We start from the raw sequence: 25,841 nt of genomic DNA on the forward strand, positions 1-25,841 counted from the left end.
GGGGAAAGCGCTATCAGGAACTGTCTTGCGCCTGACATTTCCCAGGCTAAATTCACCGCTGGATTGTTGCGATGCAATATGGCTGCCGCGAGCTTCGACGAGACGAGATGACGGCTTGATCTCTCCCGATACCCTTCTGCGCATCGCGCCCTGGTCCCGCCATTTGAAGCCCGAGGAAATCGACACGGCCGCGGCCGGCGTCGTCGAGCGGTCGTTTGCGGCCAACGAACACATCTTCGTCCGCGGCGACCAATTCGACTACTGGACCGGGATCGTCACGGGTCTGGCGCGCATGAGCACGGTGTCGCGCGGTGGCAAGGCGACGACATTCGCCGGCATGTCGGCCGGCGCCTGGTTCGGCGAGGGCAGCGTGCTGAAGAACGAGCCGCGCCGCTATGACGTCGTGGCGCTGCGCGATACGCGCGTCGCGCTGATGGAGCGACCGACCTTCATGTGGCTGTTCGAGAACAGCGTCGGCTTCAATCGCTTCCTCGTCACCCAGCTCAACGAGCGGCTCGGCCAGTTCATCGGCCTGGTCGAGGTCGGCCGCACGCTGGATGCGACGGCACGGCTCGCCCGCAGCATCGCGTCACTGTTCAATCCGATCCTCTACCCGAATACGACCCGCCACCTGGAGATCACCCAGGAGGAGATCGGCGCGCTGTCGGGCCTGTCCCGGCAGAACGCCAATCAATGCCTCAAGACGCTGGAGCGCGAAGGCCTGCTGCGCGTCGAATATGGCGGGGTGACCGTGCTCGATCTCGACCGGCTGCGCTGCTACGGGGACTAGATCCCGCCTTGCGTCGCGCCGATACGGGATTGATCCAACGCCTTGTTTTCCGTCGAGCTTGACCGGCGGCTTCGGCTGTGGACTGCTCGCCGGGAACTTCGGCCCGAGGGGGCGCGACGGTGTTGGAGTGAGTATGGCGGGGAAGGATTGCAGCGGCCGCGTGGCCCTGATCACGGGCGTCACGGGCCAGGACGGCGCCTATCTGGCCGAATATCTGCTCGGCCTTGGCTACACTGTGCACGGCATCAAGCGGCGGTCATCGTCCTTCAATACCGCGCGGGTGGATCATCTCTACCAGGATCCGCACGAAGGCAACGTCCCGTTCCTGCTGCATTACGGCGACATGACCGATTCCACCAACCTGATCCGGCTGGTGCAGCAGATCCGCCCCGACGAGATCTACAATCTCGCGGCCCAGAGCCATGTCGGCGTCAGCTTCGAGAGTCCGGAATACACGGCCAATGCCGACGCGCTCGGGGTTCTGCGCTTGTTGGAAGCCATTCGCATTCTCGGCATGGAGAAGCAGACGCGGTTCTACCAGGCCTCGACCTCGGAGCTGTACGGCCTGGTGCAGGAGATCCCGCAGCGGGAGACGACACCGTTCTATCCGCGCTCGCCCTATGGCTGCGCCAAGCTGTACGGCTACTGGATCACGGTGAACTATCGCGAGGCCTATGGGATGTTCGCCTGCAACGGCATCCTGTTCAACCACGAGAGCCCGATCCGTGGCGAGACCTTCGTGACCCGCAAGATCACCCGCGGCGTCGCCCGCATCGAGACCGGCCTGGAGGAGACGATCTATCTCGGCAATCTCGAGGCCAAGCGCGACTGGGGCCATGCGCGCGATTATGTCGAGGGCATGCACCGTATCCTGCAGGCCGATACGCCTGACGATTTCGTGCTGGCGACCGGCGAGACCCATTCGGTGCGCGAGCTGGTCGAGCTCGCCTTCGCCGAGGTCGATCGCCGCATCGAATGGCGCGGCGAGGGGGTCGAGGAGACCGGGATCGACGCGAGATCCGGCAAGGCGGTGGTGCGGATCGACCCGACCTATTTCCGCCCGACCGAGGTCGACCTCCTGATCGGCGATTGCAGCAAGGCGCGCGACAAGCTCGGATGGAAACCAAGGACGAGCTTCGCCCAACTGGTCAAGGAGATGGTCGCCAGCGATCTGTGCGCCGCACGGCGGGAGGCGAGCAGTGGCCACGCCATTTGATCTCCGCGGCAAGCGTGTCTTCGTCGCCGGCCATCGCGGCATGGTCGGCAGCGCGCTGGTGCGGCGGTTGGCGAGCGAAGGCGTCGAACTGCTGACGGTGCCGCGCAGCGAGGTCGATCTGCGCGACCAGGCGGCGGTGTTCTCATGGTTTGCGCGCGCCCGGCCGCAGGCCGTTTTCCTCGCCGCGGCGAAGGTCGGCGGCATCGTCGCCAACAACACGCTGCGTGCCGAGTTCATCTACGAGAACATCGCCATCGCCACCAACGTCATCCACGCCGCGCATGTGAACGGCGCCGAGAAGCTGATGTTTCTCGGGTCCTCCTGCATCTATCCCAAGCTCGCCCCCCAGCCGTTGCGCGAGGATTCGATGCTGACCGGGCCGCTGGAGCCGACCAACGAGCCCTACGCGATCGCCAAGATCGCCGGCATCAAGATGGTCGAGGCCTATCGCAGCCAGTATGGCGCCGATTTCATCAACGTGATGCCGACCAATCTCTATGGTCCCGGCGACAACTACCATCCCGAGTACAGCCACGTCGTTGCGGCGCTGATCCGCCGCTTCCATGAGGCGAGGCTCGCCGATGCGCCGGAGGTGGTGGTCTGGGGCACGGGAACGCCGCGGCGCGAATTCCTCTATGTCGACGACATGGCCGATGCCTGCGTGCACCTGATGAAGACCTATTCGGAGGCCGGGCTGGTCAACATCGGCACCGGCGATGACATCACGATTGCCGATTTCGCCCGTGTGGTCGCGGCGACGGTCGGCTATCGGGGACGGATCAGCTTCGACACCTCGCGCCCCGACGGCACGCCGCGCAAGCTGCTCGACGTCTCGCGCCTGGCGAAGCTCGGCTGGCGCGCGACGACGTCGCTGAAGGAAGGCATCGCGCGCGCGTATCAAGCGTTTCTGCAGGAGACGGGGCAGGCCGCCCCCTAACCCTCCGCTGTCGTCCCGGCGAACGCCGGGACCCATACCGCGGACGCTATCTGGGAACGGGGCTGGTAGTTGCCTGCCTCATCGCGATTGGTGGCTATAGGTCCGGGGTCAAGCCCGGGACGACACTGTTAGTAACGCGCCGCTGGCGGCACTTTCACACCCAGCGCCTTGGCCATCGCCGAGATCAGCGGCTTCATGAAATAGGCCTCGCCCGCCGGTGTGATCGACGGCGTCAGCCCATGCGCAGCCAGCTCCTCCGTCACCACAGGCCCGACGGAGGCGATCTGCGTGCGTGCCAGTCCCTCACGCAGGCGTGCCTCGACGCCGTGCGCCCTGGCGACGTCGAACAGCCGCCGCGGCTGGCCCGAACTCGTCAGCGCGATCGCGTCAACCTTGCCGGCGATCATCTCGTCGATCGCGGTGAGGATGTTCGCATCCGCCGCCTTGGCATCATAGACATAGGGCAGCACCGGATCGACCTCGGCGCCACCCGCCTTGATCGCACTGATCAGCGCCGAATGATCCTTGTCGGGATAAAGCTGCAGGCCGAGCCGATGGCCCGCGAGGTCGTAGCTCGCCAGCAGTTCGGCCACGCCTTCCGAGGTCGGCTTCTCCGTGGTGACCTGCGCCTCCAGGCCGAGCTCGCGCAAGGCGCGCCCCGGCTTGGGGCCGCGGGTGAAGGTCCGGGCCTTGCCAATCGCGGCGATGAACTCGGCCTCGACGCCGATCCGGCGCGCCACCGTCATCAGCCGCCTGAGCCCCTCGCCGGTCATCAGCACGAGATCGTCGAACGGCCGTTCGTTACAGCGGCGAATCCAGGCCTCGATCGGCGCCGGGTCCGGCGCATCCTCGATCGTGAACATCGGACATTGCAGCACGTCGGCGCCCTGCTCGGCGAGCAGCCGCGAGAACTGCGCCTCCTCGCGGGTTTCCAGGATCAGGATGCGATTGCCGGTCAGCCTGTCAGCCATGACGATGCTCGAAGTTTGAGAGTTGATGTTTTGTTCATCCTGCCCACGGGCCGAGCGTTGGCGCAAGCGCGCGGAGGGTGATAGAGCAGGGCCCGAACGGGCGACAAGCCTGCCGCATCATTCACCCCTTCTTCATCCGCCCGGTAACGTCACGCCATGTCCGACCATCAATATGTCCTGACCCTGTCCTGCCCGGATCGTCCCGGGATCGTCTCGGCCGTCTCCACCTTCCTCGCCCATAACGGCCAGAACATTCTCGACGCCCAGCAGTTCGGCGACTTCGAGACGGGTCACTTCTTCATGCGCGTGGTGTTCACGGCGGCCGACCTCGCGGTCAACCTGCCGGCGCTGCAGACCGGCTTCGCCGCGATTGCCGAACGCTTTGCGATGGACTGGCAGATGCGCGACCGCGCCGGGCAGCGCCGGGTGATGCTGCTGGTGTCGAAGTTCGACCATTGCCTCGTCGACATCCTCTATCGCTGGCGCACCCGCGACCTCGCGATGATTCCGACCGCGATCGTCTCCAACCATCCGCGCGAGACCTATGCCGGGCTCGATTTCGGCGACATTCCGTTCCACCACATGCCCGTCACCAAGGACACCAAGCGCGACCAGGAGCAGGCCATCCTGAAGCTGGTCGATGAGACCAGGACCGATCTCGTCGTGCTGGCGCGCTACATGCAGATCCTGTCGGACGAGATGTCAGCGAGCCTGTCGGGCCGCTGCATCAACATCCACCATTCGTTCCTGCCGGGCTTCAAGGGCGCGAAACCCTACCACCAGGCCTATGAGCGCGGCGTCAAGCTGATCGGCGCTACCGCCCATTACGTCACCCGCGATCTCGACGAGGGCCCGATCATCGACCAGGACGTCGAGCGAATCAGCCATCGCGACACCCCCGACGATCTCGTGCGCAAGGGCCGCGACATCGAGCGGCGCGTGCTGGCGCGGGCGATCCGCTATCACCTCGAGGACCGCGTCATCCTCAACGGCCGCAAGACCGTCGTCTTCATGGATTGATGTCGCCGCCGTCAGCGGCCGGGGGCGGTCGCCTGCGCGTTGGCGTTGGACTGCGTCTGCTTGTCGCGTTCGGCGGCCGGCAACTGCCGCTGCCGCTCGCGCTCCTGCATGAACCGGTCGTATTCGGGGGTGCCCGGCCGGGGTGGCGCGTCGGCCGGCAGGCCGCCGGCCCATTGCGGCATCAGATCGCCCATCCCCGCGCCGACCTTCTCATTGATCGACGAGCAGCCGGCGAGGATCGGCCCGGCCGCGGCCAGAAGCATCATCGCGGCCGGAAAGAGCCTGGTCCGGTGGGGGCGTCTGGCCGGCATTGACGGGGGACCTTTCGTGCTGCGGGCGACCCGCGGCCCGGACCCTAACGACTTGCCATCAATTGGTAAAATTTGGCCGTTCGATGGTTTGGGTATTAATATACCAATCACGGATCGGTGGTCCGTTGCGGAAACCTACCGTTCACGAAGCCTCCCATGATCGCCATTGACAACGGGGTCCCAAGTCCGCAGCGATGCGCCCGCGATATCGTGAACGAGATCGCACGGTTAAGACAACAATGGCCGGGGGCTGCGGTCCTGATCCGACCAGGGAGGTAGTTTCAATGTTCGTGCGAAACAAGACACTGACGCTCGCCGCCAGTGCGGCGCTCGCCGCGGCTGCGCTCGCGTCCGGTGCGGCGCGGGCCGAAGACGTGTTCAAGATCGGCCTGATCGTGCCGATGACCGGCGGCCAGGCGTCGACCGGCAAGCAGATCGACAATGCCATCAAGCTCTACATGCAGCAGAACGGCGACACCGTCGCCGGCAAGAAGATCCAGGTCATCCTCAAGGACGACGCGGCGCTGCCCGACAACACCAAGCGTCTGGCGCAGGAGCTGATCGTCAACGACAAGGTCAATGTGATCGCCGGCTTCGGCGTGACACCGGCGGCCTTCGCCGCCGCGCCGCTTGCCACCCAGGGCAAGATCCCGGAAGTCGTAATGGCGGCCGGCACCTCCATCATCACCGAGAAGTCGCCCTACATCGTCCGCACCAGCTTCACGCTGCCGCAGTCCTCGACGATCATCGGCGACTGGGCGGTCAAGAACGGCATCAAGAAGGTCGCCACGCTGACCTCGGACTATGCGCCGGGCAACGACGCGCTGGCCTCGTTCAAGGAGCATTTCACCGCCGGCGGCGGCGAGATCGTCGAGGAAATCAAGGTTCCGCTGGCGAACCCCGACTTCGCTCCGTTCCTGCAGCGCATGAAGGACGCCAAGCCGGACGCCATGTTCGTGTTCGTGCCGGCCGGCCAGGGCGGCAACTTCATGAAACAATATGCCGAGCGCGGCCTCGACAAGAGCGGAATCAAGGTGATCGGACCGGGTGACGTCACCGACGACGACCTGCTCAACGACATGGGCGACGCCGTGCTCGGCGCCGTCACCGCGCACATCTATTCGGCGGCGCATCCGTCGGCGAAGAACAAGGAGTTCGTCGCGGCCTACAAGAAGGCGTTCAACAGCCGTCCGGGCTTCATGGCGGTCGGCGGTTACGACGGCATCCATCTGATCTACGAGGCGCTGAAGAAGACCGGTGGCAAGACCGACGGCGATTCCCTGCTTGCTGCGATGAAGGGCATGGCCTGGGAGAGCCCACGCGGTCCCATCTCGATCGATCCGGAGACGCGCGACATCGTTCAGAACGTCTACATCCGCAAGGTCGAGAAGGTCGACGGCGAGCTCTACAACGTCGAGTTCCAGACCTTCGAGGCCGTCAAGGATCCGGGCAAGGCCAAGAAGTGACGCGATAGGCGTCATCTCGAGCGCGCACGAACGGTGCGCTCCCTCCCCCGCGTGCGGGGGAGGGCTGGGGTGGGGGTACCCCACGGCACACGCGTGGTGTGGAGAGATGTCCCCCACCAGGATCACATCGTTCAGATGCGATCCGACCTCCCCCCGCAGGCGGGGGAGGCGCAGACCGAGCAAGCATTGAATGCATGCCCTTCGGATGAAGGGATGACTGGGGACTGAAACTAGACTCCATGACCGCCATCCTCACCAACCTCTTCGACGGCGTCGCCTACGGCATGCTGCTGTTCGTGCTGGCCTGCGGGCTCGCCGTGACGCTCGGCCTGATGAACTTCGTCAACCTCGCCCATGGCGCCTTCGCCATGGCCGGCGGCTACGTCTGCGCCGTGCTCGTCAACCGGATGGGATGGCCGTTCTTCGCGGCGCTGCCGCTGGCCTTCGTCGCGAGCGCCATGATCGGCGCGCTGCTGGAGCGGACGCTCTATCAGCATCTCTATGCGCGCAGCCATCTCGACCAGGTGCTGTTCTCGATCGGGCTCGTCTTCATGACGGTGGCCGCGGTCGACTACATCATGGGCTCCTCGCGAATCTTCATCAATCTGCCCGACGTGCTGCAGGGCCAGTTCGACGTCTTCGGCGTTGGCATCGGCCGCTATCGGCTGATGATCATCGTCATCTGCGGGCTGCTCACGGTGGGGCTGCAGCTGGTGCTCTCCAAGACGCGGTTCGGCAGCCGGCTGCGTGCCGCCGTCGATGATCCGCGCGCGGCGAGCGGCCTCGGCATCAACGTGCCGCAGGTGTTCGCCTTCACCTTCGCGTTCGGCTGCGGGCTCGCCGGCCTGGGCGGCGCGCTCAGCGCCGAGATCCTCGGCCTCGATCCATACTTCCCGCTGAAGTTCATGATCTACTTCCTGATCGTGGTCACCGTGGGCGGCTCGTCGTCGATCACCGGCCCGTTCCTCGCCTCGCTGCTGCTCGGCATCGGCGACGTCGCCGGCAAATATTACGTGCCGAAGCTCGGCCCCTTCGTCATCTACACCATCATGATCGTGATCCTGATCTGGCGTCCGAACGGCCTGTTCGGCCGCACGGCGACGCGGTGAGGATCGCATGACCACGAACGCACAAACCGAGGTCGGATTTCACGCCAGGCAGCACGGCCGCTGGCACTGGAGCGAGTTCGCCTTCTGGATCGTCGTGCTGGCGGTCGGACTGGCGTTTCCCTCGCGCTACCTGATCATGACCGAGATCCTGCGGCTGGCGCTGTTCGCGCTGTCGCTCGACCTGATCCTCGGCTATGCCGGCATCGTCTCGCTCGGCCACGCCGCCTTCTTCGGTGTCGGCGCCTATTGCGCGGGCCTGCTCTCGGTGCACGGCATCATCAACGAGCCGGTGCTGGCGCTGATCGTGGCCGGCCTCGCCGCCACCGTGCTTGGCTTCGCCACCAGCTTCCTGGTCATCCGCGGCGTCGACCTGACGCGGCTGATGGTGACGCTCGGCATCGCGCTGTTGATGGAGGCGCTGGCGGAGCGCTTCTCCAACATCACCGGCGGCACCGACGGTCTCCAGGGCATCGACATCCAGCCGATCTTCGGCGTGTTCGCCTTCGACATGTTCGGCAAGACCGGGTTCTTCTATGCGCTCGCGGTGCTGTTCGTGCTGTTCCTGCTGGCGCGGACGATCGTGCATTCCCCCTTCGGTCTGTCGCTGCGCGCGATCAAGAACAATCCGTTGCGCGCCGCCGCCGTCGGCATTCCCGTCAACAAGCGCCTGATCGCGATCTACACCGTCGGCGCGTTCTACGCCGGCATTGCCGGGGCGCTGTTCACCCAGACCACGGCGCTGGCCTCGCTCGACGTGTTCTCGTTCGAGCGCTCCGCCGACCTCGTGCTGATGCTGGTCATCGGCGGATCCGGCTATCTCTATGGCGGGCTGATCGGCGCCGCCGTGTTCCGGATGCTGCAGGAGCTGTTCCAGTGGATCACGCCGCAATACTGGATGTTCTGGATCGGCCTCGTGCTCGTCGTCATCGTTCTGGTCGGCCGCCATCGCATCCACGCCTATGCGCTGTGGCTGCCCAATCTCATCCTTCGGCAGATCGCCGGCCGCAAGGCCGCGGTGGCCCTCACCGATAACGAGGCGCCATGACCTACGCATTGGAAACCCGCGGCCTCGACAAGCATTTCGGCGGCCTCCATGTCACCCGCAATCTGTCGCTGCAGATCGCGCCGGGCGCGCGCCATGCGCTGATCGGTCCGAACGGCGCCGGCAAGACCACAGTCATCAATCAGCTCACTGGCGTGCTCGAGCCGAGCGCGGGGCGCATCCTGCTCGAAGGCCAGGACATCACCGACCTGCCCGTGCACAAGCGCGTGCTGCGCGGCCTGTCGCGCACCTTCCAGATCAACCAGCTCTATCCGGACCTCACGCCGCTGGAGACGATCGGGCTCGCGGTCTCCGAGCGACTCGGCGGCGGCGGCAACTGGTGGCGGCGCATGGGCACGCGCGACGACATCAATGCCGAGATCGCCGAGACCTTGGAGCGCTTCCGGCTACTCGACGTGATGAACGATCGCACCTCGACCTTGCCCTATGGCAAGCAGCGCCTGCTGGAGATCGCGGTCGCGATCGCCGCGCGCCCGCGCGTTCTGCTCCTCGACGAGCCCGCCGCCGGCGTGCCCGAGGGCGAGCGCAAGGATATTCTCGCCGCCGTCGCGGCGCTGCCGCGCGACGTGACGGTGCTCTTGATCGAGCACGACATGGATCTCGTCTTCTCCTTCGCCGACCGCATCTCGGTTCTCGTCTCCGGCGCGCTGCTGGTCGAGGGCGCGCCCGACGAGGTCGCGCGTGATCCGCAGGTCAAGGCCGTCTATCTCGGCGAGGCCGCGTGATGACCGATCTGCTGACAATCGAGAACCTGCGCGCCGGCTACGGCCAGGCGGTCGTGCTGCCGGACATGTCGCTGAAGCTGCCCGAGGGGCAGGTGCTGGCGCTGCTCGGCCGCAACGGCACCGGCAAGACCACGCTGATCAACTCCATCGTCGGAGTCACCCGCCGCTTCTCCGGCAAGCTCGCGTTGGCCGGCACCGACATCACGGCTCTTCGCGCCGACCAGCGCGCCCGCGCCGGCATCGGCTGGGTGCCGCAGGAGCGCAACATCTTCCGCTCGCTCACGGTGGAGGAGAACATGACCGCGGTGGCGCAGCCCGGACCCTGGACGGTCGAGCGCGTCTACCAGATGTTTCCGCGGCTCAAGGAGCGGCGCAACAATTTCGGCAACCAGCTTTCCGGCGGCGAGCAGCAGATGCTGGCGATCGGCCGCGCGCTGACGCTCAATCCCAAGGTGCTGCTGCTGGATGAGCCGACCGAAGGCCTCGCGCCGATCATCGTCGAGGAGCTGCTGGCTGCGATCGGCACCATCAGCCGCGCCGGCGGGCTGTGCTCCATCATCGTCGAGCAGCACGCGCAGAAGCTGCTGGCGCTGGCCGACCGTGTCGTGATCCTGGAGCGCGGCACCATCGTGCACGATGCGCCGTCGAGCGCCTTGAAGGCCGATCCGGCGCCCCTGGAGCGGCATCTCGGCGTCGCGAGCGCTGCCGCGCACTGACCTGATCGATAGGCTTGAACGCGACGAGCTGAAGCGTCATCATTGGTTGCGGGGACAGCGTGGCTCGCGCAATCGACCGAGGTCGCGCGGAAGGTCTGGCGGTATGGCGCGGCCGTCGTCAACATCGGTATGCAGAATCCAGTTGTGACGCCCTGGCGGCCGGAGCCTCGTTATCCCGAGGGCGCTTTGCCTGGAGACGGATTTGATGGGGTCACCTCAAGATTGCCCATCGAACGCGGTCGGAATTGGCCAGACCACCGCACCTGGCATGGATCGCGCCGTGCCTCTCCACGATCTCTCTTCGACAGAATTGTATACCGACCGGATACGGGGTAGGGGATGGACCCAGTCCATCACGCTTTGCCCAGGTGACCAGCCAGGACAGATCGCGGCCGGTCCAACAACCCTATCCAACGAATCGACGCCTTCCAAGGAGTGAGCACATGCAACGCACCAAGCCCCCATTCCGCGCCGACGAAGTCGGCAGCCTCTTGCGGCCGCAGAAGATCAAGGAAGCCCGCGCCAAGCTCGAGAAGGGCGAGATCTCGGCGGCCGACCTCGCAAAGATCGAGGACATGGAGATCGAGAAGGTCGTGCATCGCCAGGCCTCGACCGGCCTGAAGCTTGCGACCGACGGCGAGTTCCGCCGCTCCTGGTGGCATTTCGACTTCCTCGCCAAGCTGACCGGCTGCGAGCTGTTTCACCCGGACGCCGGTATTCAGTTCACCGGCGTGCAGACCCGTCATGACGCGGTGCGCGTTATCGGCAAGCTCGACTTCCCGGCCGATCATCCGATGCTCGACCATTTCCGCTTCCTGAAGAAGCACGCCGATACGGCGCATGTGACGGCGAAGATGACGATCCCGTCGCCGGCCGTGCTGCACTTCCGAGGCGGCCGCAAATCGATCTCCAAGGACGTCTATCCCGATCTCGACGCCTTCTACGAGGATCTCGGCAAGACCTACCGCAAGGCCGTGAAGGCGTTCTACGACGCCGGCTGCCGCTATCTGCAGTTCGACGACACCGTGTGGGCCTATCTGTGCTCGCAGGAGGAGCTGCAGAAGGCGAGGGAGCGCGGCGACAATCCGGACGGCCTGCAGCAGATCTATTCGCGCATCATCAACTACGCGATCGCCGAGCGTCCGGCCGACATGACCATCACCACGCATGTCTGCCGCGGCAATTTCCGCTCGACGTGGATCTCCTCGGGCGGCTACGAGCCGGTTGCGGAGACCATGCTCGCCAATACCAACTACGACGGCTATTTCCTGGAATATGACAGCGAGCGTGCCGGCGGCTTCGAGCCCCTGCGCTTCCTGCCCAAGGGCAACAAGGTCGTCGTCGTCGGTCTCGTCACCTCGAAGGTCGGCGAGCTCGAGAAGAAGGACGACATCAAGCGCCGCCTGGAAGAGGCCTCGAAGTTCGCCCCGCTGGACCAGCTCGCGCTGTCGCCGCAATGCGGCTTTGCCTCCACCGAGGAAGGCAACATCCTGAGCGAGGAAGAGCAGTGGGCCAAGCTGCGCCTCTGCGTCGAGCTCGCCGAGGAGATCTGGGGCAAGTAATCAGCTGCCTGAGGCAGCGCGCCTGGCGATCAGGCGATGATCAATGACGTGGGAGCGGGGCCGGAGCAATCCGCCCCGCTTCGTTTTTGCGCAGCAGCGTGCGGCGGATCAGCCGCTGCGCCGGGGCCTCGAAGCCGGCATAAGTGAGATATGCCGCCGTCAGGGTCAGTCCCATGAAGCCGATCCAGAACAGCTGGCTGCCGTACGGGATCGGTTGGCCCCAGGACGCGAATGCCAGCGCGATCATGAGCTGGATCGGGAAGTGCAGCAGGTAGCACGAATAGGTCATGTTGCCCGCGGCCTGCAGCAGATCTTCGACACGCTTGGGCAGTGTCAGCGGGGTTGTGCAGACGAACAACAGGAGCGGTGTGTAGACGAGCAGGAGCGCTGCCGCGCGCTCGGCGAGCGCGATGCCTGACACCCGCAGCGCCAAGGGAATGCCGACGACGGCGCAGGCGGCGAGCGCCTCCAGTTTTGGCCGGTACGGGGCATCGGCAACGCTCTGCCGCGCCATCGCGGCGAGGCCACCAGCATAGAAGAACACGAAACATTTTCCGACCAGCGTCCCGCTCGCGATCCCGGCCAGGATCATCGCCAGGTTCAACAGCGGCGATGCGGTGACGAAACGCAGCGCCAGGAAGAACGCGGCATAGACCAGCACCTCGATCGAGACCGACCAGATCGGGCCGTTGAAGCTGACCCCGGTCGGCGGCAGCCAGTCGCTCGCCATGAAAAGCTGGGCGACGAAATGAGCGAGATCGTTGCTCTGGTAGACGAAGAAGAAGCCGTGCTGCGCGACATAGAGGGCCTGCAGCCCCGCGACCAGCAGCAGCGTTGCGAGATGCAGCGGATAGAGCCGCGACAGCCGGTTGACGAAGAAGGTCCAGCCGTCGACCGCGCCATCCGGGACGAGCGCGCTGTACTTCCAGAAGAAGATGAACCCGGAGATGCACCAGAAGATCACCACGCCGTATTCGCCGAGCTCGTAGAACGGGAACAGCACGCGGTAGAATGGCAATTCGCTTCGGACGAGATCGACCGGCGCGTCGGCGACGTAGGCGAAGTGCGGATAGTGCCACAACAGCACCGAGATCGTGGCGATGAAACGCAGCAGCTCGAGCCCGAGCAGCTTGTGAGTCCCAGACGATGTCGATGTGTGAGGCAGGGCCATGCGGTGATCGTTAACCGTCTCGACGGGATGTGCGCCCAATCCTAGCCGGCGCGAAGTGAAGGAATGTTTTCGCAGCCTGCGGATCAGCGGCAGGCGAGCTCGGTTCCTTGCAGGATCGCCTGGTCCCAGGACCGATAGCCCGTGGCATTCAGATGGATGCCTTCGAGCGTGAACGGCGATTCCATCGGCGGCAGGGGCAGGAAGGTCGCGCCGGTGCGCCTTGCGAGGTCCGGCAGCACGGCGCGATAGCCGGTGATGCTCGCCGCGGCGGCCTTCTCCATGGCCGGCGTGAATGGCCCGCGCGCCTCGACGGAGGGAAACTCGGCGATGAAGATGCGCGTGGTGAGCTTTGACAGCTCGCGCAGCAGGGCCTCGTAGCGCGCAGCGAAGACCTCGCTGGAGTCGGGCTTGGCGGCCAGCGCGTCGTTCACGCCGAGCGAGACGATGATCGCGAACGGCCGTTTCGGCCCGAGTGCGGGCTTCAGCCAGCCGGCGAGATCGCTGCGCGTCCCGGCGCCGGCGAGACCGGCGTTGACGACCGGATGCCCGCAGGCGCTGGCCGGCAGCGTCGCCGCCTCGACGATGCTGTCACCGAGCACGATGATCGGGTCATCGGGGCGAGCCAGCAGATTGTAGTGGACGACGAGCTGGCGGACCATGCGGTGGTCGCTGCCGGACGGTGTCGCCGAGCGGCGTGCCAGCACGAACGTCGCGGCTGCCGCGGTGATCACCGCAAACAGCACGAATCCCAGCCGCGCCTGCGTTTTCGCTGCCATATGGACGATCGATGCCCTGATGTGACCCGACCGTAGTATGAATTCGCAAACGGAGCTCTAATTCGTCCGCGTCCAGGTCGAGGAACGGCAGATGACGCCGCCGAAGGCGCAGCCGGCCGTGGTCAGCGTGCCGCCGGACAGGGTCATCTTGGCATCGTAGGTCTTGCCGTCGTCGGGATTGCTGTAGCTGCCGGCCCAGGCGTTGGGTCCGGTCGGCTTCATGCCGGAGAACAGCCGCTGGCCGACCTTGGCGGGGGTAACCGTGCCTTCCTTGATCCAGACCAGCGTGCCGCAGATGGCGCCGCCGCAGGGCGCGAATCTGACCTTGGAGGCGCCGCTTTCGCGCAGCCAGACGCCGCTGACATCGTCGGCGAGCGCCGGGCCTGCCGCCAGCGCGAGCGACACACCTAGTCCGACAACGAAACGACCGATCATGCGAGCCTCCCTCATCCTTCGAGACGAACTTGTTGCTAGCGGATCGTGTCGGCGATGCGGCGGGCCGACGGCGACACGCTTGGTCTCCATTGTTCAGAAAGGATATCAGGATTCGGGCGTGCCGCACCTGTCTCGCGGGCTGTGATGGTCGGGCTGTGGCAGTGCCTGCCCAGCCCCAGGTTTATCTCGCCGCCAGATAGACTTCGCCAAGCAGCGAGGAATTCGACCACGGCACCTGCCGGTTCTTGGTGCCGGCCACGACCTCGGCGCGTACGCGCGTCAGCATCTGCTGCACCTCGAGCCCGGGCGTGCCGATGTGGCGGGTCAGCGCCGCCGAGAACGGGCTGTTGTCGCCGTCGCCGTCGAGCGCGACCTTGCCCGGCGCGGTCGCGAACGCGATCAGCGTGCCGGCCCCGGACGTCGCGCCAGCACCGAGCGACGATGGTGCGGCCAGCCCGGTGGCGCTGAGACCCCGGCCGGGTCCGGCGCTTGCCGTCTCCGGCGGCGCGAACGGATTGTTGCGGCAGGCATCGAGGATCAGGATGTTGGTGCGGACCTGGTCGTCGAGCCCGGCCAGGATCTGGTCCATGTCGACCATTGCCGTGACCACATCGCTGCCCGCGGACGGTGCGATGTCGGTGGGCAGGAGATAGTTGCGGCCGTCGATCTGCACGCCGTGGCCGGCATAGAACACGACGGCCACCTGCGCCCGCGTCGCCTCGCGCAGGAAGTCGCGCGTCTTGGCCTGCATCGCCGCGCGGTCGAGATCGATGCCCTCAGTCACCGTGAAGCCGATGTCGCGCAGGCTCCTAGCGATTGCTCGCGCATCGCGCGGCGGATTGGGCAGTGGCTGCACGTGAGCGTAGGCCCCGTTGCCGATGACCAGCGCCATGCGCTGCCCCGTCGGCGCCGCTGCGGCCGAGGAGGGGGCCGTGGATTCCGGCCGCGGCTGGGGGCGCACCACCGCCTCCGACAGCAGCGACAGACGCACCCTGGCGGTGGCCTGGTTGGCCTTGCTGCCGGCATCGGATGCGGTCGGCGTCAGCGCCGCGGCGTAATCCGCCTTGGCCGCGTCGAACTCGCCCTTGGCCTCATAGGCCAGCGCACGATGCACATGGGCAGCGATGACGACGCTGCCCGGCGGCGTCATCACGTTGGCCGGCGGATTCTGCGCGAGCCGGACCGCCTCCGAAGCGTCGGCGACGGCGCGGTCGAGATGGCCCTTGGCGCGCCAGATCACACTGCGGTTGATCAGCGGCGAGGCCAGCGCCGGATCGAGCCGGATCGCCTCGTTGATGTCGCCAAGCGCGCCATCGAGGTCGCCGGTCGCTTCCTTGGAGATGCCGCGATTCTGCCAGGACAACGCGGATTTCGGCATCAGCCTGATCGCCTGGTCGTAGTCGGCGATCGCCTTGGCGTAGTCGCCGGTGCCGCGATAGGCGTTGCCGCGGTTGTGGAAGAGCGTGCCGCTCGGCGCGCCGCTCTTGATGGCGTCGTTGAAGTCGGCGATCGCGATCTCGTACTCGCCTTTGTCGTAGTAGGCCGAGCCGCGCAGATTGTAGATCGCCTGCGCCGGTGCCAGCCGCAGCGCCTCGGTGGCATCGGCGATCACGTGGGTGTAGTCGCCCTTCTTGTTCCAGCCGACTGCGCGCCAGAAATAGATCGTCGCCAGCTGGCTGCCGGAAAACACCTTCAGCGCGATGATCTTGTTGCAGGCGGCGATCATCTGGTCCGCAGGCGTCGTCTCGGTGGTGCAGAGCGGGCCGAGCTGGGACTTCGACTGGGCGAGGCCGGGAGACGTCCAGAGGGCAGCCAGCAGCGGTATCGGCAGCAGGAGGGAGCGGCGCATCGGCACGGACCGTGGGGACGAGAGGCAGGAACCTATCCGGTTTGTTGCGTCCGGAAGGGTCCGGGTTCAGGCTCTTTCCAATGGTGGGCAGATGGTGCTAGGAGGTTGGGCCAAGGGCGCGCTGCCCACTTACATTTCCCACCCGTCGGACCGAATGAAGAACGACCAGCTGCTCGCCCAGATCACGGAGTTCTGCCGCCAGTCGGACATGGCGGAATCGACGTTCGGCCGGCGGGCCGTGAACGACGGCAAGCTCGTGCAGCGGCTGCGCGAGGGCAAGCGCATCACCATCGATACGCTGGACCGCATCCAGGCCTATATCGCGGCTTCCACCGGCACGCTGCCGCCGCCGCGGCTCGACGTCGTGCCGGAGAAGCGCGATCCCAAGAGCAATTTCCGCTTCTTCGAGAACCGCCAGAAATACCTGCTGTTCGTGCACACCTGCAGCGAGAAGCGGGTGGTGGCCGAGCGTGTCGGCCTCGAGCTCGCCAGCATCCATCCGCGGCCGCCGGCGCTGCGGCTGTTCGACGCCGGCGTCGGCGACGGCACCGTGCTGTCGAAGGTGCTGCGCACCATGCACGGCCGTTTTCCGCATATTCCGTTCTATGTCGCCGGCAAGGAGCTGAGCCTCGAGGACGTCCGGCTGACACTGGAGAAGGTGCCGGACCGGCTGTTCGAGCATCCGGCCAGCGTGTTCGTGTTCACCAACATGAACTATGCCGAGGCGCCCTGGCTGACGCCGGCGTCGCCTTCGGTCGCGGCGTCGATGATCTGGCACGAGGTCGTGCTGCAGGGCGATTCGTCCGGGGATTTCGAGGCCCAGATCACCGCGCTGAAGCCGTTTCTGGAGCAGAACTGGCGCGCCAACGTCTCCCAGCGCACCGGCATGCCGGTCTATGAACGGCCGATCGCGCTGGTGCTGTACCGCGAGGACCACCGCTTTCTGCTCGACGGCATCATCCCGCGGGCCGGACGGGTCGAGGCCAATTTCGACCTGATCATCGCCTCCCAGCCCTACCGAGCCCGGTCCTCGGTCAATTTCCGCGCCAAGCGCATCATCGCACCGCTGGCGCGTGCCTTAAAGCCGGGCGGCCGGCTGATCGGAATCCACTCCCACGGCCAGGATCCCGGCCTGGACATCATCCAGGCGGTCTGGCCCGGAGAAAATCCTTTCTCGGTCAGCCGCCATGAGCTATTGCGCGCCGTGAAATACGAGCTGGGCTCCAGTGGGCGAGACTTAAATTTTAACGCCTATGCGGACAATCGCTCGATTTTCAGGTATGAGATGGAGGCTCTGCCCAACGAGGTCACCGGTGCGATCGGAACCTCGACGGCCTTTGCAGCCTGGAACGCGGCGGTGTATGTCGCGCAGATCGAGGAAGACCGCCTGACCGAGGTGGCCCACTCGTCTCGTGCGCTCGACGCCGCCAGAGAGGTTCTGCGAAAGCACAACGGGCTGTGGTTCTACGACGAGTCCTACGTCATCTCGCGGCGTCGCGACTGACATCCTGGGATCAGGACAGTTGGGATCAAGAGACTTGGGATCGAGAGACTTGGGATCAATACAAATGACCGCCGTGGGCGGCAAAGAAGGGGTTGCTTGATGCGCGCGTCTTATCTGTTCACCTCGGAGTCGGTGTCCGAGGGCCATCCGGACAAGGTCTGCGACCGTATTTCCGACGAGATCGTCGACCTGTTCTACCGTGAAGGGCCGAAGGCCGGCATCGACCCCTGGCAGATCCGCGCCGCCTGCGAGACGCTTGCCACCACCAACAAGGTCGTGATCGCCGGCGAGACCCGCGGCCCGGCCTCGGTCACCAACGAGCACATCGAGCACGTCGTGCGCGAAGCCATCAAGGACATCGGCTACGAGCAGGAAGGTTTTCACTGGAAGACCTGCGACATCGAGATCCTGCTGCATCCGCAGTCGGCCGACATCGCCCAGGGCGTCGACGCGCTGCAGCCCGGCGAAGTCAAGGAAGAGGGTGCCGGCGACCAGGGCATCATGTTCGGCTACGCCTGCAACGAAACGCCCGATCTGATGCCGGCGCCGATCTTCTACGCCCACAAGATCCTGCGCCTGATCTCCGAAGCCCGCCACTCCGGCGTCGAGAAGGTGCTCGGCCCGGACTCCAAGAGCCAGGTCACCGTGCGCTATGAGAACGGCAAGCCGGTCGGCGTGCGCGAGATCGTCGTCTCGCATCAGCATCTGGTCGAGGACATGACCTCGGCGCAGGTGCGCGAGCGCGTCGAGCCCTACGTCCGCGAGGCGCTTCCGAAGGACTGGATTACCAAGGACACGATCTGGCACATCAACCCGACCGGCAAGTTCTTCATCGGCGGCCCCGATGGCGACACCGGCCTGACCGGCCGCAAGATCATCGTCGACACCTATGGCGGCGCGGCTCCGCATGGCGGCGGCGCGTTCTCCGGCAAGGATCCGACCAAGGTCGACCGCTCGGCGGCCTATGCTGCGCGCTACCTCGCCAAGAACATCGTGGCCGCTGGTCTGGCTGATCGCTGCACGCTGCAGCTCGCTTACGCGATCGGCGTGGCGCGGCCGCTGTCGATCTACATCGACACCCACGGCACGGGTAAGGTTTCCGAGGACAAGCTGGAGAAGGCGGCGGCCGAGGTCATGAACCTCACCCCGCGCGGCATCCGCTCGCATCTCGACCTCAACCGCCCGATCTACGCGCGCACCGCGGCCTACGGTCATTTCGGCCGCACGCCGGACAACGAGGGCGGCTTCTCCTGGGAGAAGACCGACCTCGCCGAGGCGTTCAAGCGCGCGGTGTAAGCATTGCCGGCGCTTGCCGCCTGAATGTTCGAGGCGTCATGGCCGGGCTTGTCCCGCCTGCGCGGCCGAAGCCGCTTCGGCGAGGCGGAGGCCCGGCCATCCACGTCTTGAGTTGAGGTGACTGATACGACTGACGACGTGGATGCCCGGCACGAGGCCGGGCATGACGAACCATTGCTGTTCGATTTGCTGAATGTCGCGTTCGCGCGAAGACAGAGGATGATCTCATGACCGCCTTCAACGACTACATCGTCAAGGACATTTCGCTCGCCGAGTTCGGCCGCAAGGAGATCTCGCTCGCTGAGACCGAGATGCCCGGCCTGATGGCGACGCGCGAGGAGTATGGCCCGAAGCAGCCGCTGAAGGGCGCGCGCATCGCGGGCTCGCTGCACATGACCATCCAGACCGCGGTCCTGATCGAGACGCTGAAGGCGCTCGGCGCCGACATCCGCTGGGTCTCCTGCAACATCTATTCGACCCAGGACCACGCGGCCGCCGCGATCGCCGCCGCCGGCATTCCGGTGTTCGCCGTCAAGGGCGAGACGCTGGTCGACTACTGGGACTACACCGCAAAACTGTTCGACTGGCATGGCGGCGGCCATCCCAACATGATCCTCGATGACGGCGGCGACGCCACCATGTACGTCCATCTCGGCCTGCGCGCCGAGAACGGCGACGCGGCGTTCCTCGACAAGCCGGCCTCCGAGGAGGAGGAGGTGTTCTTCGCGCTGCTGAAGAAGCAGCTCAAGGAGAAGCCGAAGGGCTACTTCGCCGAGATCGCCAAGTCGATCAAGGGCGTCTCGGAGGAGACCACCACGGGCGTGCATCGCCTGTACGACATGCAGAAGGCCGGCACCTTGCTGTGGCCCGCGATCAACGTCAACGACAGCGTCACCAAGTCGAAGTTCGACAACCTCTATGGCTGCCGCGAGTCGCTGGTCGACGGCATCCGCCGCGGCACCGACGTGATGATGTCGGGCAAGGTCGCGATGGTCGCGGGCTTCGGCGACGTCGGCAAGGGCTCGGCCGCCTCGCTGCGCCAGGCCGGCTGCCGCGTCATGGTCTCCGAGATCGACCCGATCTGCGCTCTGCAGGCGGCGATGGAGGGCTATGAGGTCGTCACGATGGAGGACGCCGCGCCGCGCGCCGACATCTTCGTGACCGCCACCGGCAACAAGGACATCATCACCATCGAGCACATGCGCGCGATGAAGGATCGCGCCATCGTCTGCAACATCGGCCATTTCGACAACGAGATCCAGGTCGCCTCGCTGAAGAACCTGAAGTGGACCAACATCAAGCCGCAGGTCGACGAGATCACCTTCCCCGACGGCAAGCGCATGATCCTGCTGTCCGAAGGCCGCCTCGTGAACCTCGGCAATGCGATGGGCCACCCGTCCTTCGTGATGTCGGCGTCCTTCACCAACCAGACCCTGGCGCAGATCGAGCTTTACGCCAACAACAAGGACGGCAAGTACAAGAAGGAAGTCTACGTGCTGCCGAAGTCGCTGGACGAGAAGGTGGCGATGCTGCATCTCGCCAAGATCGGCGTGACCCTTACCAAGCTGCGTCCCGACCAGGCTTCGTATATCGGCGTCAAGCCGGAAGGCCCATTCAAGTCGGACCACTACCGCTACTGAGTTCCGGCGCGACGCGCGGCGAGACGACGAAGGCCGGGGCATTGCCCCGGCCTTTTGCCTGAGTCATTGACGGTGCGGCAGTGGGGCGCCGTCATTGCGAGCGAAGCGAAGCAATCCAGAGTCGTGGGCGGGACTCTGGATTGCTTCGCTCCTCGCAATGACGGAGGTAGTGGCGCGCTCTACGACATCGATGACCGGCTACCACCTGCAGCGAACGAGACGATCACCCCGTCCGCCGCGACGCCAGCGCCGACGCGCGGACCGCCTTCGCGCGCTTGGCCGCGTGATGCTCCGGTCGCGCGGCGATCCGCTTGCGCTTCTTCGTCTCCGCTGCCGCCACCTTCACGGCTGGCGCGCGATGCTTGGCATATTCCTCGCCGTCGACCGGGCCGACATGCGGCGGGTCGCGGTCGAGATAGGGCCGGCCGATGCCGAACGTCTTGCCGTTGGCGTCGACCCATTTCCACAGCGCCTCGGTCGCGATCCAGCGCTGCGCGCGCGTCGCGCCGTTGACGCTGACGATGTCAGCCGCGAGTCCATGGCCGTAGCCGCCGCGCAGGCTGCCGCCGTGATAGGAGCGGTTGCTGGCGGCCTTCAGCCCGCTCGCGATCTCCTGCCGATAATCGTCGCGGAATCCGCTGGTGATGCCCGGCGCGAGACCCGCGGCCTCGGCGGCGTGCAGGGTATGAAACAGCTTCAGCTTGAAGCCGCGGTCCATGCCGCCGATCACATACTCCATCATGCTGCGGCCGACGCGGTCGGCCGCCTTCGGATCCTTCCAGGTGAAGTCATTGTCGACGAGCTTGGTGAACGCGCGCGTCACCTTCACCATGCGGCCCTTGCGCTTGACCGTGACGACGCGGCGCTCGGTCTCCCGGATCTTGTCGAGCTTCGGCGCGCGCTCATACAGCGCGAACAGATAGCGGTCGATGCAGGCATCGATGTCGGGGCACTCGTCGAGGATCTCGATGCGGTCGGCGCTGGCGACGGTGGGCCGGGGCGGTTCGGTTGCCGCGTCGGGCGCGGCCTGTTCGTCCGCGGGCAGGACGGCCGATGGGGTGATCGACGCGGTCGTCAGCGCAGGCTCGGCTGCGGTCGGCTGCGGCGACGTCGCGATCGGCTCCGCGACGATGGGCGGCGTCGCCGCCTCGATCTCGGCGGCAGCCGCGGGCCAAGCCGCCGCACAAGCTACCAGGACAACGGACCGACACAACGCACGCGTCAGAAGCTGCTGCGAGCTCATCATCCGGTCTCCCCAAAATCCGAGCCCCTGCTGGTGAGGGGCGGTCAGGTATCCGATACCTGCGATTGTTCGGCGCTTGGCGGCGAGGTGCAATAACACGACGCCCGTGGCGAGCGGCTTTTGCGGGAACTGTGACATCAGCGCAACGGTGCGCGATTGTGAGTTCCGTGTGTCGCTTATGAGTCGACTCTTGTGCTGGACTGCTGCCCACGCTGCATCGTTCGCCGCAGCAGCTTGCGTCCGGTCAGCATGGCGCGGGCGAGATTCTCGTGCTGCAGGCGGCTCACCAGCACGACGCCGGCGACATGCAGCACCACCAGCGGGATCAGCAGATAGGACGTCACCTCGTGGGTGTCCTCGACCCACCAGATGCCGAAGAACCGCACGGTCACCTGCATCGCGCCGGTCACCGCGGAGACGATCAGCAGCAGCAGCAGTGCGAGCTGCATCGCCGTGCCGGCGGGATTCAGCCCGAGATAGCGCCCGGTCCTGCCGCGCCGCAGATTCCACAGGTAGGCCGGCGTCGCGCGCAGCCGGGCACGGAGACTGCGGAAGCGCGAATGGCGCGTACCGATGATGCCCCAGATCAGGCGAAAGGCGAGCAGGCCGAGGATCGCGTAGCCCGCAATCCGGTGCAGCCCGTCGTGGACGTTCGGCGTCACCCAGGCGATGAGCACCAGCACGGCCAGCATCCAGTGCCACAGCCGCAGCGGCAGGTCCCAGACCTGCACGGTGTCGGCGGTGTCCTGGCGTTTCAGGCTGGCTCTGGGGGCTGTGCCGTGCATGGCTCTCACGTCACGTCGTTCAGCACGCTGGACGACGCTTGCGCCAACTACTTGGCGATCGTGTGCTTCAGGCTGAGATCCTCGGGGCTGTAGAACAGCTCATACAGCTTGCCGCCCTTGACGCCGTAGACCTCGTAGCAGGAGCCCTCGACCTTCGAGCGGCGCACCTCGTAGCCCGCTTCCTTGGCCTTGGCTTCCGCCTCGGCCGTCGGCTTCCACTGGGCCTTGTCGAGCTTGGTGCAGTCCTTGTAGCCGTCGGCCAGAGCCGGCGAGATGGCGAAGCCGGCGAGTGCGGCACCGAACACGGCGGCGATGGTCAGTCTCATCAATCCCTCCAATGAGCAAATTCAAATACGATGCATCGTGGGATCAGTGGAGACGGCAACCGCCCCGATGTGTCAACGGAGCGGCGGCTGGAATCGCTCTTAGAGCTTTTCCAAGTTCGTGAGGGCCGCGATTTCGGCCGAGAATCGCAGATGGCGCGATGCGCGACGTTACGTCTCGCTCGTGCAGCTGGTCGCGACGCTGTCGTCGTCTGGCGCCCGCTCTCGCCCTGTCCCGCTTGCGGGACAGGGCAGTGCTGCGAATGCCGGCGTCAGAATTCCAGGTTCGCCCCCAGATAGAACGAGCGTCCGGGACCGGGAACGGCGGTGCCCCACATCGTCGCGGTGCCCGATACGCCGCCGCCGGTGGCAGCGACGGTCCCGGCCTCCTTGTTGAACGACATCGATGCGCCCTCGCCAACATAGGCGCCGCCGAGCGGCAGGTAGTAGAGCTTGTTGAACAGGTTCTCGACGCCGAAGCTGATGCGCAACCTCTGCCAGGTGTAGTTGCTGCGCAGGTTGACCAGGCTGTAGCCCGGGGTCTTCAGCTCGTTGCGCGCGACGGAGACGTCGGACTTGCGGCCCACCATCACCAGCTCGAGGCCGCTGTCCCAGCCGTCAAGCCGGTGCGTGAGCGTCAGCTTGCCGTTGATCGGCATGATGTTGTAGAGGCCGCTTCCGGTGTCGAGGTTCCTGCCGTTGGTGTAGCTCAGGACTCCCTTCAGGCCGAAATCGCCGACCGGCGTGCTGCCCAGCGGCACCTTGCCGGACAGATCGAAGCCGTACAGCCGTGCCTGCTGGTTCATGTACTTCATGATCACGAACTGGTTGGCGACGGCAGGCACGGCAGCGGTGTTGGTGGCGGCCTTCCACTGCACCGCATCGATGTAGTCGCGCACATGGGTGTAGTAGGGGGTGAGCCGAAGCTCGGCCTCATGGTCGGCGCTGTGCCAGGCGCCGGTGAAGCTCACGGTATGTGCGACCTCGGGTCTCAGATCGGGGTTTCCGAGATAGCCGTTGCCGTCGCCGACGAGGTTGTTCATCTCCAGCGCCATGGTGTTGCGCGACCAGGAATAGCGTTCGTACAGATTTGGCGACCGGGTCTTTTGCATCGCGCCGAACTCGAAGGTGAGATTGACGCTCGGCGTGTTCCGGAACAGCGCCGTCAGGTCGATATTGTTGTCCTTTCGCGAGCGATCCATGGCGTTGAACGCCGCGCGGGAGCCGACCGAGCTCGTCTCGTACATGCCGGACATGAACCCCGATGTCAGCGGCGTGGTGCTGGTGTTGTAGCCGACGACCGGCCCGGTATCGGTCTCGACGCGCTCGAACCGGACGCCCAGCAGCGACAGCCAGGACGGGCTCCACTTCGCCTCCCACTCGCTGAACACGCCGGCCCGGTCGCGCTTGCCGCCGTTGATGTTCCAGAACGTCAGCGGCGCCATGCCGCCGATGCAGTTGCCGACGCCGCAATCGGGGGCCGGCGGCCACCAGTCGTCGAGACGGTAGGTCTGCAGATCGACGCCGACGCGGACCACCTCGCGGGGCGACAGCGTGATGTCGGCCTTGGAGGTCAGGCCGTTGGTTTTGGTGCGCGTATACATCGGCATGCCGTTGACCGGATAGCTTGCTCCCGTCGTGTTCGGCGGCTTCAGCGTGCCATACGAGAACAGCCGATCACCGCCGAAGTTCATGTAGTGATCGACGGACTGATGGTAGAGGCGGGTGTCCAGATCGCCCCAGTCGAACCGGCCGAGATGGTGCAGGTTGACGCTGTAGGCATCGTTGCCCAGCATGTCCATGCGCTGGTTCGGGTAGAGCTGATAGGGGACCTCCTGCACCCCCGCCTTCAGCTCGATGAGCTGGCCGTCCTTGCTCCAGGCGACGCCCATCAGATGATTCCTGGTCTCGTAGGCGGATGAGCCGACCTGATCGAGGGGAAGCACCGGCGTGATCGAGCTCCTCAGGGTGAAGTTCTTGAAGTTGCCGCCGGCCGTATAGTTGTCTGCCTTGACCGCAGCGCCGCTGTAGCTGACGCTGTAGTTCTCGGTGGCCATGGTGGCCGACAGGTTGACGCCGCGCACGTTGCCGTTGCTGCGGTAGAACGTGCCGATGCTGCCTTTGGTCAGCAGGCTCTGCCCCGGCGCCGCGAACAGGGCCGCCGGCGAGTTGACCGCGACGGTGCCGCCGATCGAGTCGCCGCCGACGCTCACGGGCGTGATGCCCGCCCAGACCTTGGCCGCGGTGACCTGGGCCGGATCGATGTAGGACAGCGCCGGGTTCATGTGATTGGGACACGAGGCGATGGTGTCCATGCCGTCGACCTTGATACGCAGGCGGTCGTCGGCGAGGCCATGGATCGCTGGCAGGCTCGAGACTCCGCCGGCCGAATAGAGGCTGACGCCGGGCACATCGGCAAACAGCGCAGCCGTGTCGCTCGTGGTGGCCCGCTTCGCCAGGATGTCACCCGGCGCAACCGAAGTGGCGCCGGGAGGCGTGGCGACGCCGTCGGATGAGGCCGCCTGCGGCGGTGGCGCAACTGCCGGATTGATCGTCGCCGCATGTGCGCCCCTGCGGCGGACTGCCGTTCGGGCGGCCGGGCGGGGCTGCGGGACAGTGACCGTCACCTGCGGCAACGTGGTGCCGGAGCGAGCGTGCGATGGGTCCTGTGCGAGCACGGGGCTCGAAACGGCGAATGCCAGCAGCGCCGGCGATGTCAGCACGGTGGTTGAGCGGAGCAACGCCCGCCGGACGGGTGTCGAACAATGGTCCATGATGGGATCTCGGAATAGGAATGGGAGAGGCGCCTGGCAGCGAGCGCGCCGTGGCCTCGTGAACACGTTGCGACGAGGCGGCTGCGGGCACGCTGCGGCGGCCGCCGGACGGCAGCCTACAGCGCGCGCCGACGAGACCGGCCGCATCGTGACGGGATG

Annotated in this window: 23 protein-coding genes; 13 read left to right on the top strand and 10 right to left on the bottom strand. The window is 65.8% G+C overall.

Features of this window, described 5'->3' with window-relative positions; genetic code table 11:
- Positions 1-115: 115 nt before the first annotated feature.
- The 3 genes from ACQR1H_RS27330 (at position 116) to fcl (ending at position 2,943) form a co-directional block, all read left to right on the top strand.
- Entirely contained in the window at positions 116-790 is a 675-nt protein-coding gene (locus tag ACQR1H_RS27330; protein WP_315803554.1) for a Crp/Fnr family transcriptional regulator, read from the top strand.
- Between the two features lie 160 nt (positions 791-950).
- Positions 951-2,006: a GDP-mannose 4,6-dehydratase gene (gene gmd / locus ACQR1H_RS27335; RefSeq protein WP_409997946.1), complete on the top strand. Its 1,056-nt coding sequence runs from the start codon at positions 951-953 to the stop codon at positions 2,004-2,006.
- Positions 1,990-2,943, top strand: coding sequence for a GDP-L-fucose synthase (fcl, locus tag ACQR1H_RS27340; RefSeq protein ID WP_434908468.1), 954 nt, complete (start codon positions 1,990-1,992; stop codon positions 2,941-2,943). Before gmd ends, fcl begins: the two co-directional genes overlap by 17 nt.
- A gap of 128 nt (positions 2,944-3,071) precedes the next feature.
- On the opposite strand, the gene ACQR1H_RS27345 is transcribed toward fcl, so the two are convergent.
- Positions 3,072-3,914, bottom strand: coding sequence for a uroporphyrinogen-III synthase (locus ACQR1H_RS27345; protein WP_434895912.1), 843 nt, complete (start codon positions 3,912-3,914; stop codon positions 3,072-3,074).
- A gap of 156 nt (positions 3,915-4,070) precedes the next feature.
- Between ACQR1H_RS27345 and purU the strand changes: the two genes are divergently transcribed.
- On the top strand, positions 4,071-4,934 hold the full coding sequence (gene purU / locus ACQR1H_RS27350) for a formyltetrahydrofolate deformylase (protein ID WP_316180092.1): 864 nt from the start codon (positions 4,071-4,073) through the stop codon (positions 4,932-4,934).
- A gap of 11 nt (positions 4,935-4,945) precedes the next feature.
- Here the strand turns inward: purU and ACQR1H_RS27355 are convergent, their stop codons facing one another.
- Complete coding sequence (locus tag ACQR1H_RS27355; protein ID WP_315803549.1) at positions 4,946-5,245, bottom strand: hypothetical protein; 300 nt, start codon at positions 5,243-5,245, stop codon at positions 4,946-4,948.
- Between the two features lie 284 nt (positions 5,246-5,529).
- Between ACQR1H_RS27355 and ACQR1H_RS27360 the strand changes: the two genes are divergently transcribed.
- The 6 genes from ACQR1H_RS27360 to ACQR1H_RS27385 all read left to right on the top strand — a co-directional run bounded on the left by ACQR1H_RS27360 (position 5,530) and on the right by ACQR1H_RS27385 (position 11,886).
- Entirely contained in the window at positions 5,530-6,711 is a 1,182-nt protein-coding gene (locus tag ACQR1H_RS27360) for an ABC transporter substrate-binding protein (RefSeq protein WP_315803548.1), read from the top strand.
- Between the two features lie 239 nt (positions 6,712-6,950).
- Entirely contained in the window at positions 6,951-7,820 is an 870-nt protein-coding gene (locus tag ACQR1H_RS27365; RefSeq protein WP_315712905.1) for a branched-chain amino acid ABC transporter permease, read from the top strand.
- Between the two features lie 7 nt (positions 7,821-7,827).
- Positions 7,828-8,865, top strand: a complete 1,038-nt coding sequence (locus ACQR1H_RS27370) for a branched-chain amino acid ABC transporter permease (RefSeq protein WP_315803547.1) — start codon at positions 7,828-7,830, stop codon at positions 8,863-8,865.
- Positions 8,862-9,608: an ABC transporter ATP-binding protein gene (locus ACQR1H_RS27375; RefSeq protein WP_315803546.1), complete on the top strand. Its 747-nt coding sequence runs from the start codon at positions 8,862-8,864 to the stop codon at positions 9,606-9,608. The genes ACQR1H_RS27370 and ACQR1H_RS27375 overlap by 4 nt, the downstream gene beginning before the upstream one ends.
- On the top strand, positions 9,608-10,324 hold the full coding sequence (locus ACQR1H_RS27380; protein ID WP_315803545.1) for an ABC transporter ATP-binding protein: 717 nt from the start codon (positions 9,608-9,610) through the stop codon (positions 10,322-10,324). The genes ACQR1H_RS27375 and ACQR1H_RS27380 overlap by 1 nt, the downstream gene beginning before the upstream one ends.
- A gap of 443 nt (positions 10,325-10,767) precedes the next feature.
- Positions 10,768-11,886: a cobalamin-independent methionine synthase II family protein gene (locus ACQR1H_RS27385; protein WP_434908469.1), complete on the top strand. Its 1,119-nt coding sequence runs from the start codon at positions 10,768-10,770 to the stop codon at positions 11,884-11,886.
- A gap of 40 nt (positions 11,887-11,926) precedes the next feature.
- On the opposite strand, the gene ACQR1H_RS27390 is transcribed toward ACQR1H_RS27385, so the two are convergent.
- The 4 genes from ACQR1H_RS27390 to ACQR1H_RS27405 all read right to left on the bottom strand — a co-directional run bounded on the left by ACQR1H_RS27390 (position 11,927) and on the right by ACQR1H_RS27405 (position 16,117).
- The gene (locus ACQR1H_RS27390) at positions 11,927-13,057 is read right to left on the bottom strand and encodes an acyltransferase family protein (protein WP_434908470.1); all 1,131 of its coding nucleotides are present in this window, start codon (positions 13,055-13,057) and stop codon (positions 11,927-11,929) included.
- Positions 13,058-13,140: 83 nt separating this feature from the next.
- On the bottom strand, positions 13,141-13,833 hold the full coding sequence (locus ACQR1H_RS27395; RefSeq protein ID WP_316216903.1) for an SGNH/GDSL hydrolase family protein: 693 nt from the start codon (positions 13,831-13,833) through the stop codon (positions 13,141-13,143).
- 57 nt (positions 13,834-13,890) lie between these two features.
- Positions 13,891-14,268 carry a DUF2147 domain-containing protein gene (locus ACQR1H_RS27400; RefSeq protein WP_315803541.1) on the bottom strand — a complete coding sequence of 126 codons (378 nt, stop codon included), beginning with the start codon at positions 14,266-14,268 and terminating at the stop codon, positions 13,891-13,893.
- A gap of 181 nt (positions 14,269-14,449) precedes the next feature.
- A complete protein-coding gene (locus ACQR1H_RS27405; protein ID WP_434908471.1) occupies positions 14,450-16,117 on the bottom strand; it encodes a caspase family protein in 1,668 nt (555 codons plus the stop codon).
- 154 nt (positions 16,118-16,271) lie between these two features.
- On the opposite strand from ACQR1H_RS27405, the gene ACQR1H_RS27410 reads away from it, so the two are divergent.
- The 3 genes from ACQR1H_RS27410 to ahcY all read left to right on the top strand — a co-directional run bounded on the left by ACQR1H_RS27410 (position 16,272) and on the right by ahcY (position 20,557).
- Positions 16,272-17,621: a hypothetical protein gene (locus ACQR1H_RS27410; RefSeq protein WP_172112675.1), complete on the top strand. Its 1,350-nt coding sequence runs from the start codon at positions 16,272-16,274 to the stop codon at positions 17,619-17,621.
- A 99-nt stretch (positions 17,622-17,720) separates the two neighbouring features.
- Positions 17,721-18,917, top strand: a complete 1,197-nt coding sequence (metK, locus tag ACQR1H_RS27415) for a methionine adenosyltransferase (protein WP_315803538.1) — start codon at positions 17,721-17,723, stop codon at positions 18,915-18,917.
- A 227-nt stretch (positions 18,918-19,144) separates the two neighbouring features.
- A complete protein-coding gene (ahcY, locus tag ACQR1H_RS27420; protein ID WP_315803537.1) occupies positions 19,145-20,557 on the top strand; it encodes an adenosylhomocysteinase in 1,413 nt (470 codons plus the stop codon).
- Between the two features lie 223 nt (positions 20,558-20,780).
- Here ahcY and ACQR1H_RS27425 read toward each other — a convergent pair whose 3' ends face one another.
- The 4 genes from ACQR1H_RS27425 to ACQR1H_RS27440 all read right to left on the bottom strand — a co-directional run bounded on the left by ACQR1H_RS27425 (position 20,781) and on the right by ACQR1H_RS27440 (position 25,682).
- The gene (locus tag ACQR1H_RS27425) at positions 20,781-21,803 is read right to left on the bottom strand and encodes a hypothetical protein (protein WP_315803536.1); all 1,023 of its coding nucleotides are present in this window, start codon (positions 21,801-21,803) and stop codon (positions 20,781-20,783) included.
- A 173-nt stretch (positions 21,804-21,976) separates the two neighbouring features.
- On the bottom strand, positions 21,977-22,585 hold the full coding sequence (locus ACQR1H_RS27430) for a cytochrome b/b6 domain-containing protein (protein ID WP_315803535.1): 609 nt from the start codon (positions 22,583-22,585) through the stop codon (positions 21,977-21,979).
- A 47-nt stretch (positions 22,586-22,632) separates the two neighbouring features.
- Positions 22,633-22,911 carry a PepSY domain-containing protein gene (locus ACQR1H_RS27435; protein ID WP_434908472.1) on the bottom strand — a complete coding sequence of 93 codons (279 nt, stop codon included), beginning with the start codon at positions 22,909-22,911 and terminating at the stop codon, positions 22,633-22,635.
- Between the two features lie 269 nt (positions 22,912-23,180).
- A complete protein-coding gene (locus ACQR1H_RS27440) occupies positions 23,181-25,682 on the bottom strand; it encodes a TonB-dependent receptor (RefSeq protein WP_434872577.1) in 2,502 nt (833 codons plus the stop codon).
- Positions 25,683-25,841: the final 159 nt, after the last annotated feature.

Source organism: Bradyrhizobium sp. HKCCYLRH2015, from assembly GCF_051168215.1.
GTDB lineage: Bacteria > Pseudomonadota > Alphaproteobacteria > Rhizobiales > Xanthobacteraceae > Bradyrhizobium.

What these genes read in the sequence shown, in the direction of transcription:
- ACQR1H_RS27345 (WP_434895912.1), bottom strand. Translation starts at nt 3,914, where the DNA reads ATGGCTGACAGGCTGACCGGCAATCGCATCCTGATCCTGGAAACCCGC.
- purU (WP_316180092.1), top strand. Translation starts at nt 4,071, where the DNA reads ATGTCCGACCATCAATATGTCCTGACCCTGTCCTGCCCGGATCGTCCC.
- ACQR1H_RS27355 (WP_315803549.1), bottom strand. Translation starts at nt 5,245, where the DNA reads ATGCCGGCCAGACGCCCCCACCGGACCAGGCTCTTTCCGGCCGCGATG.
- ACQR1H_RS27360 (WP_315803548.1), top strand. Translation starts at nt 5,530, where the DNA reads ATGTTCGTGCGAAACAAGACACTGACGCTCGCCGCCAGTGCGGCGCTC.
- ACQR1H_RS27365 (WP_315712905.1), top strand. Translation starts at nt 6,951, where the DNA reads ATGACCGCCATCCTCACCAACCTCTTCGACGGCGTCGCCTACGGCATG.
- ACQR1H_RS27370 (WP_315803547.1), top strand. Translation starts at nt 7,828, where the DNA reads ATGACCACGAACGCACAAACCGAGGTCGGATTTCACGCCAGGCAGCAC.
- ACQR1H_RS27375 (WP_315803546.1), top strand. Translation starts at nt 8,862, where the DNA reads ATGACCTACGCATTGGAAACCCGCGGCCTCGACAAGCATTTCGGCGGC.
- ACQR1H_RS27380 (WP_315803545.1), top strand. Translation starts at nt 9,608, where the DNA reads ATGACCGATCTGCTGACAATCGAGAACCTGCGCGCCGGCTACGGCCAG.
- ACQR1H_RS27385 (WP_434908469.1), top strand. Translation starts at nt 10,768, where the DNA reads ATGCAACGCACCAAGCCCCCATTCCGCGCCGACGAAGTCGGCAGCCTC.
- ACQR1H_RS27390 (WP_434908470.1), bottom strand. Translation starts at nt 13,057, where the DNA reads ATGGCCCTGCCTCACACATCGACATCGTCTGGGACTCACAAGCTGCTC.
- ACQR1H_RS27395 (WP_316216903.1), bottom strand. Translation starts at nt 13,833, where the DNA reads ATGGCAGCGAAAACGCAGGCGCGGCTGGGATTCGTGCTGTTTGCGGTG.
- ACQR1H_RS27400 (WP_315803541.1), bottom strand. Translation starts at nt 14,268, where the DNA reads ATGATCGGTCGTTTCGTTGTCGGACTAGGTGTGTCGCTCGCGCTGGCG.
- ACQR1H_RS27405 (WP_434908471.1), bottom strand. Translation starts at nt 16,117, where the DNA reads ATGCGCCGCTCCCTCCTGCTGCCGATACCGCTGCTGGCTGCCCTCTGG.
- ACQR1H_RS27410 (WP_172112675.1), top strand. Translation starts at nt 16,272, where the DNA reads ATGAAGAACGACCAGCTGCTCGCCCAGATCACGGAGTTCTGCCGCCAG.
- metK (WP_315803538.1), top strand. Translation starts at nt 17,721, where the DNA reads ATGCGCGCGTCTTATCTGTTCACCTCGGAGTCGGTGTCCGAGGGCCAT.
- ahcY (WP_315803537.1), top strand. Translation starts at nt 19,145, where the DNA reads ATGACCGCCTTCAACGACTACATCGTCAAGGACATTTCGCTCGCCGAG.
- ACQR1H_RS27425 (WP_315803536.1), bottom strand. Translation starts at nt 21,803, where the DNA reads ATGATGAGCTCGCAGCAGCTTCTGACGCGTGCGTTGTGTCGGTCCGTT.
- ACQR1H_RS27430 (WP_315803535.1), bottom strand. Translation starts at nt 22,585, where the DNA reads ATGCACGGCACAGCCCCCAGAGCCAGCCTGAAACGCCAGGACACCGCC.
- ACQR1H_RS27435 (WP_434908472.1), bottom strand. Translation starts at nt 22,911, where the DNA reads ATGAGACTGACCATCGCCGCCGTGTTCGGTGCCGCACTCGCCGGCTTC.
- ACQR1H_RS27440 (WP_434872577.1), bottom strand. Translation starts at nt 25,682, where the DNA reads ATGGACCATTGTTCGACACCCGTCCGGCGGGCGTTGCTCCGCTCAACC.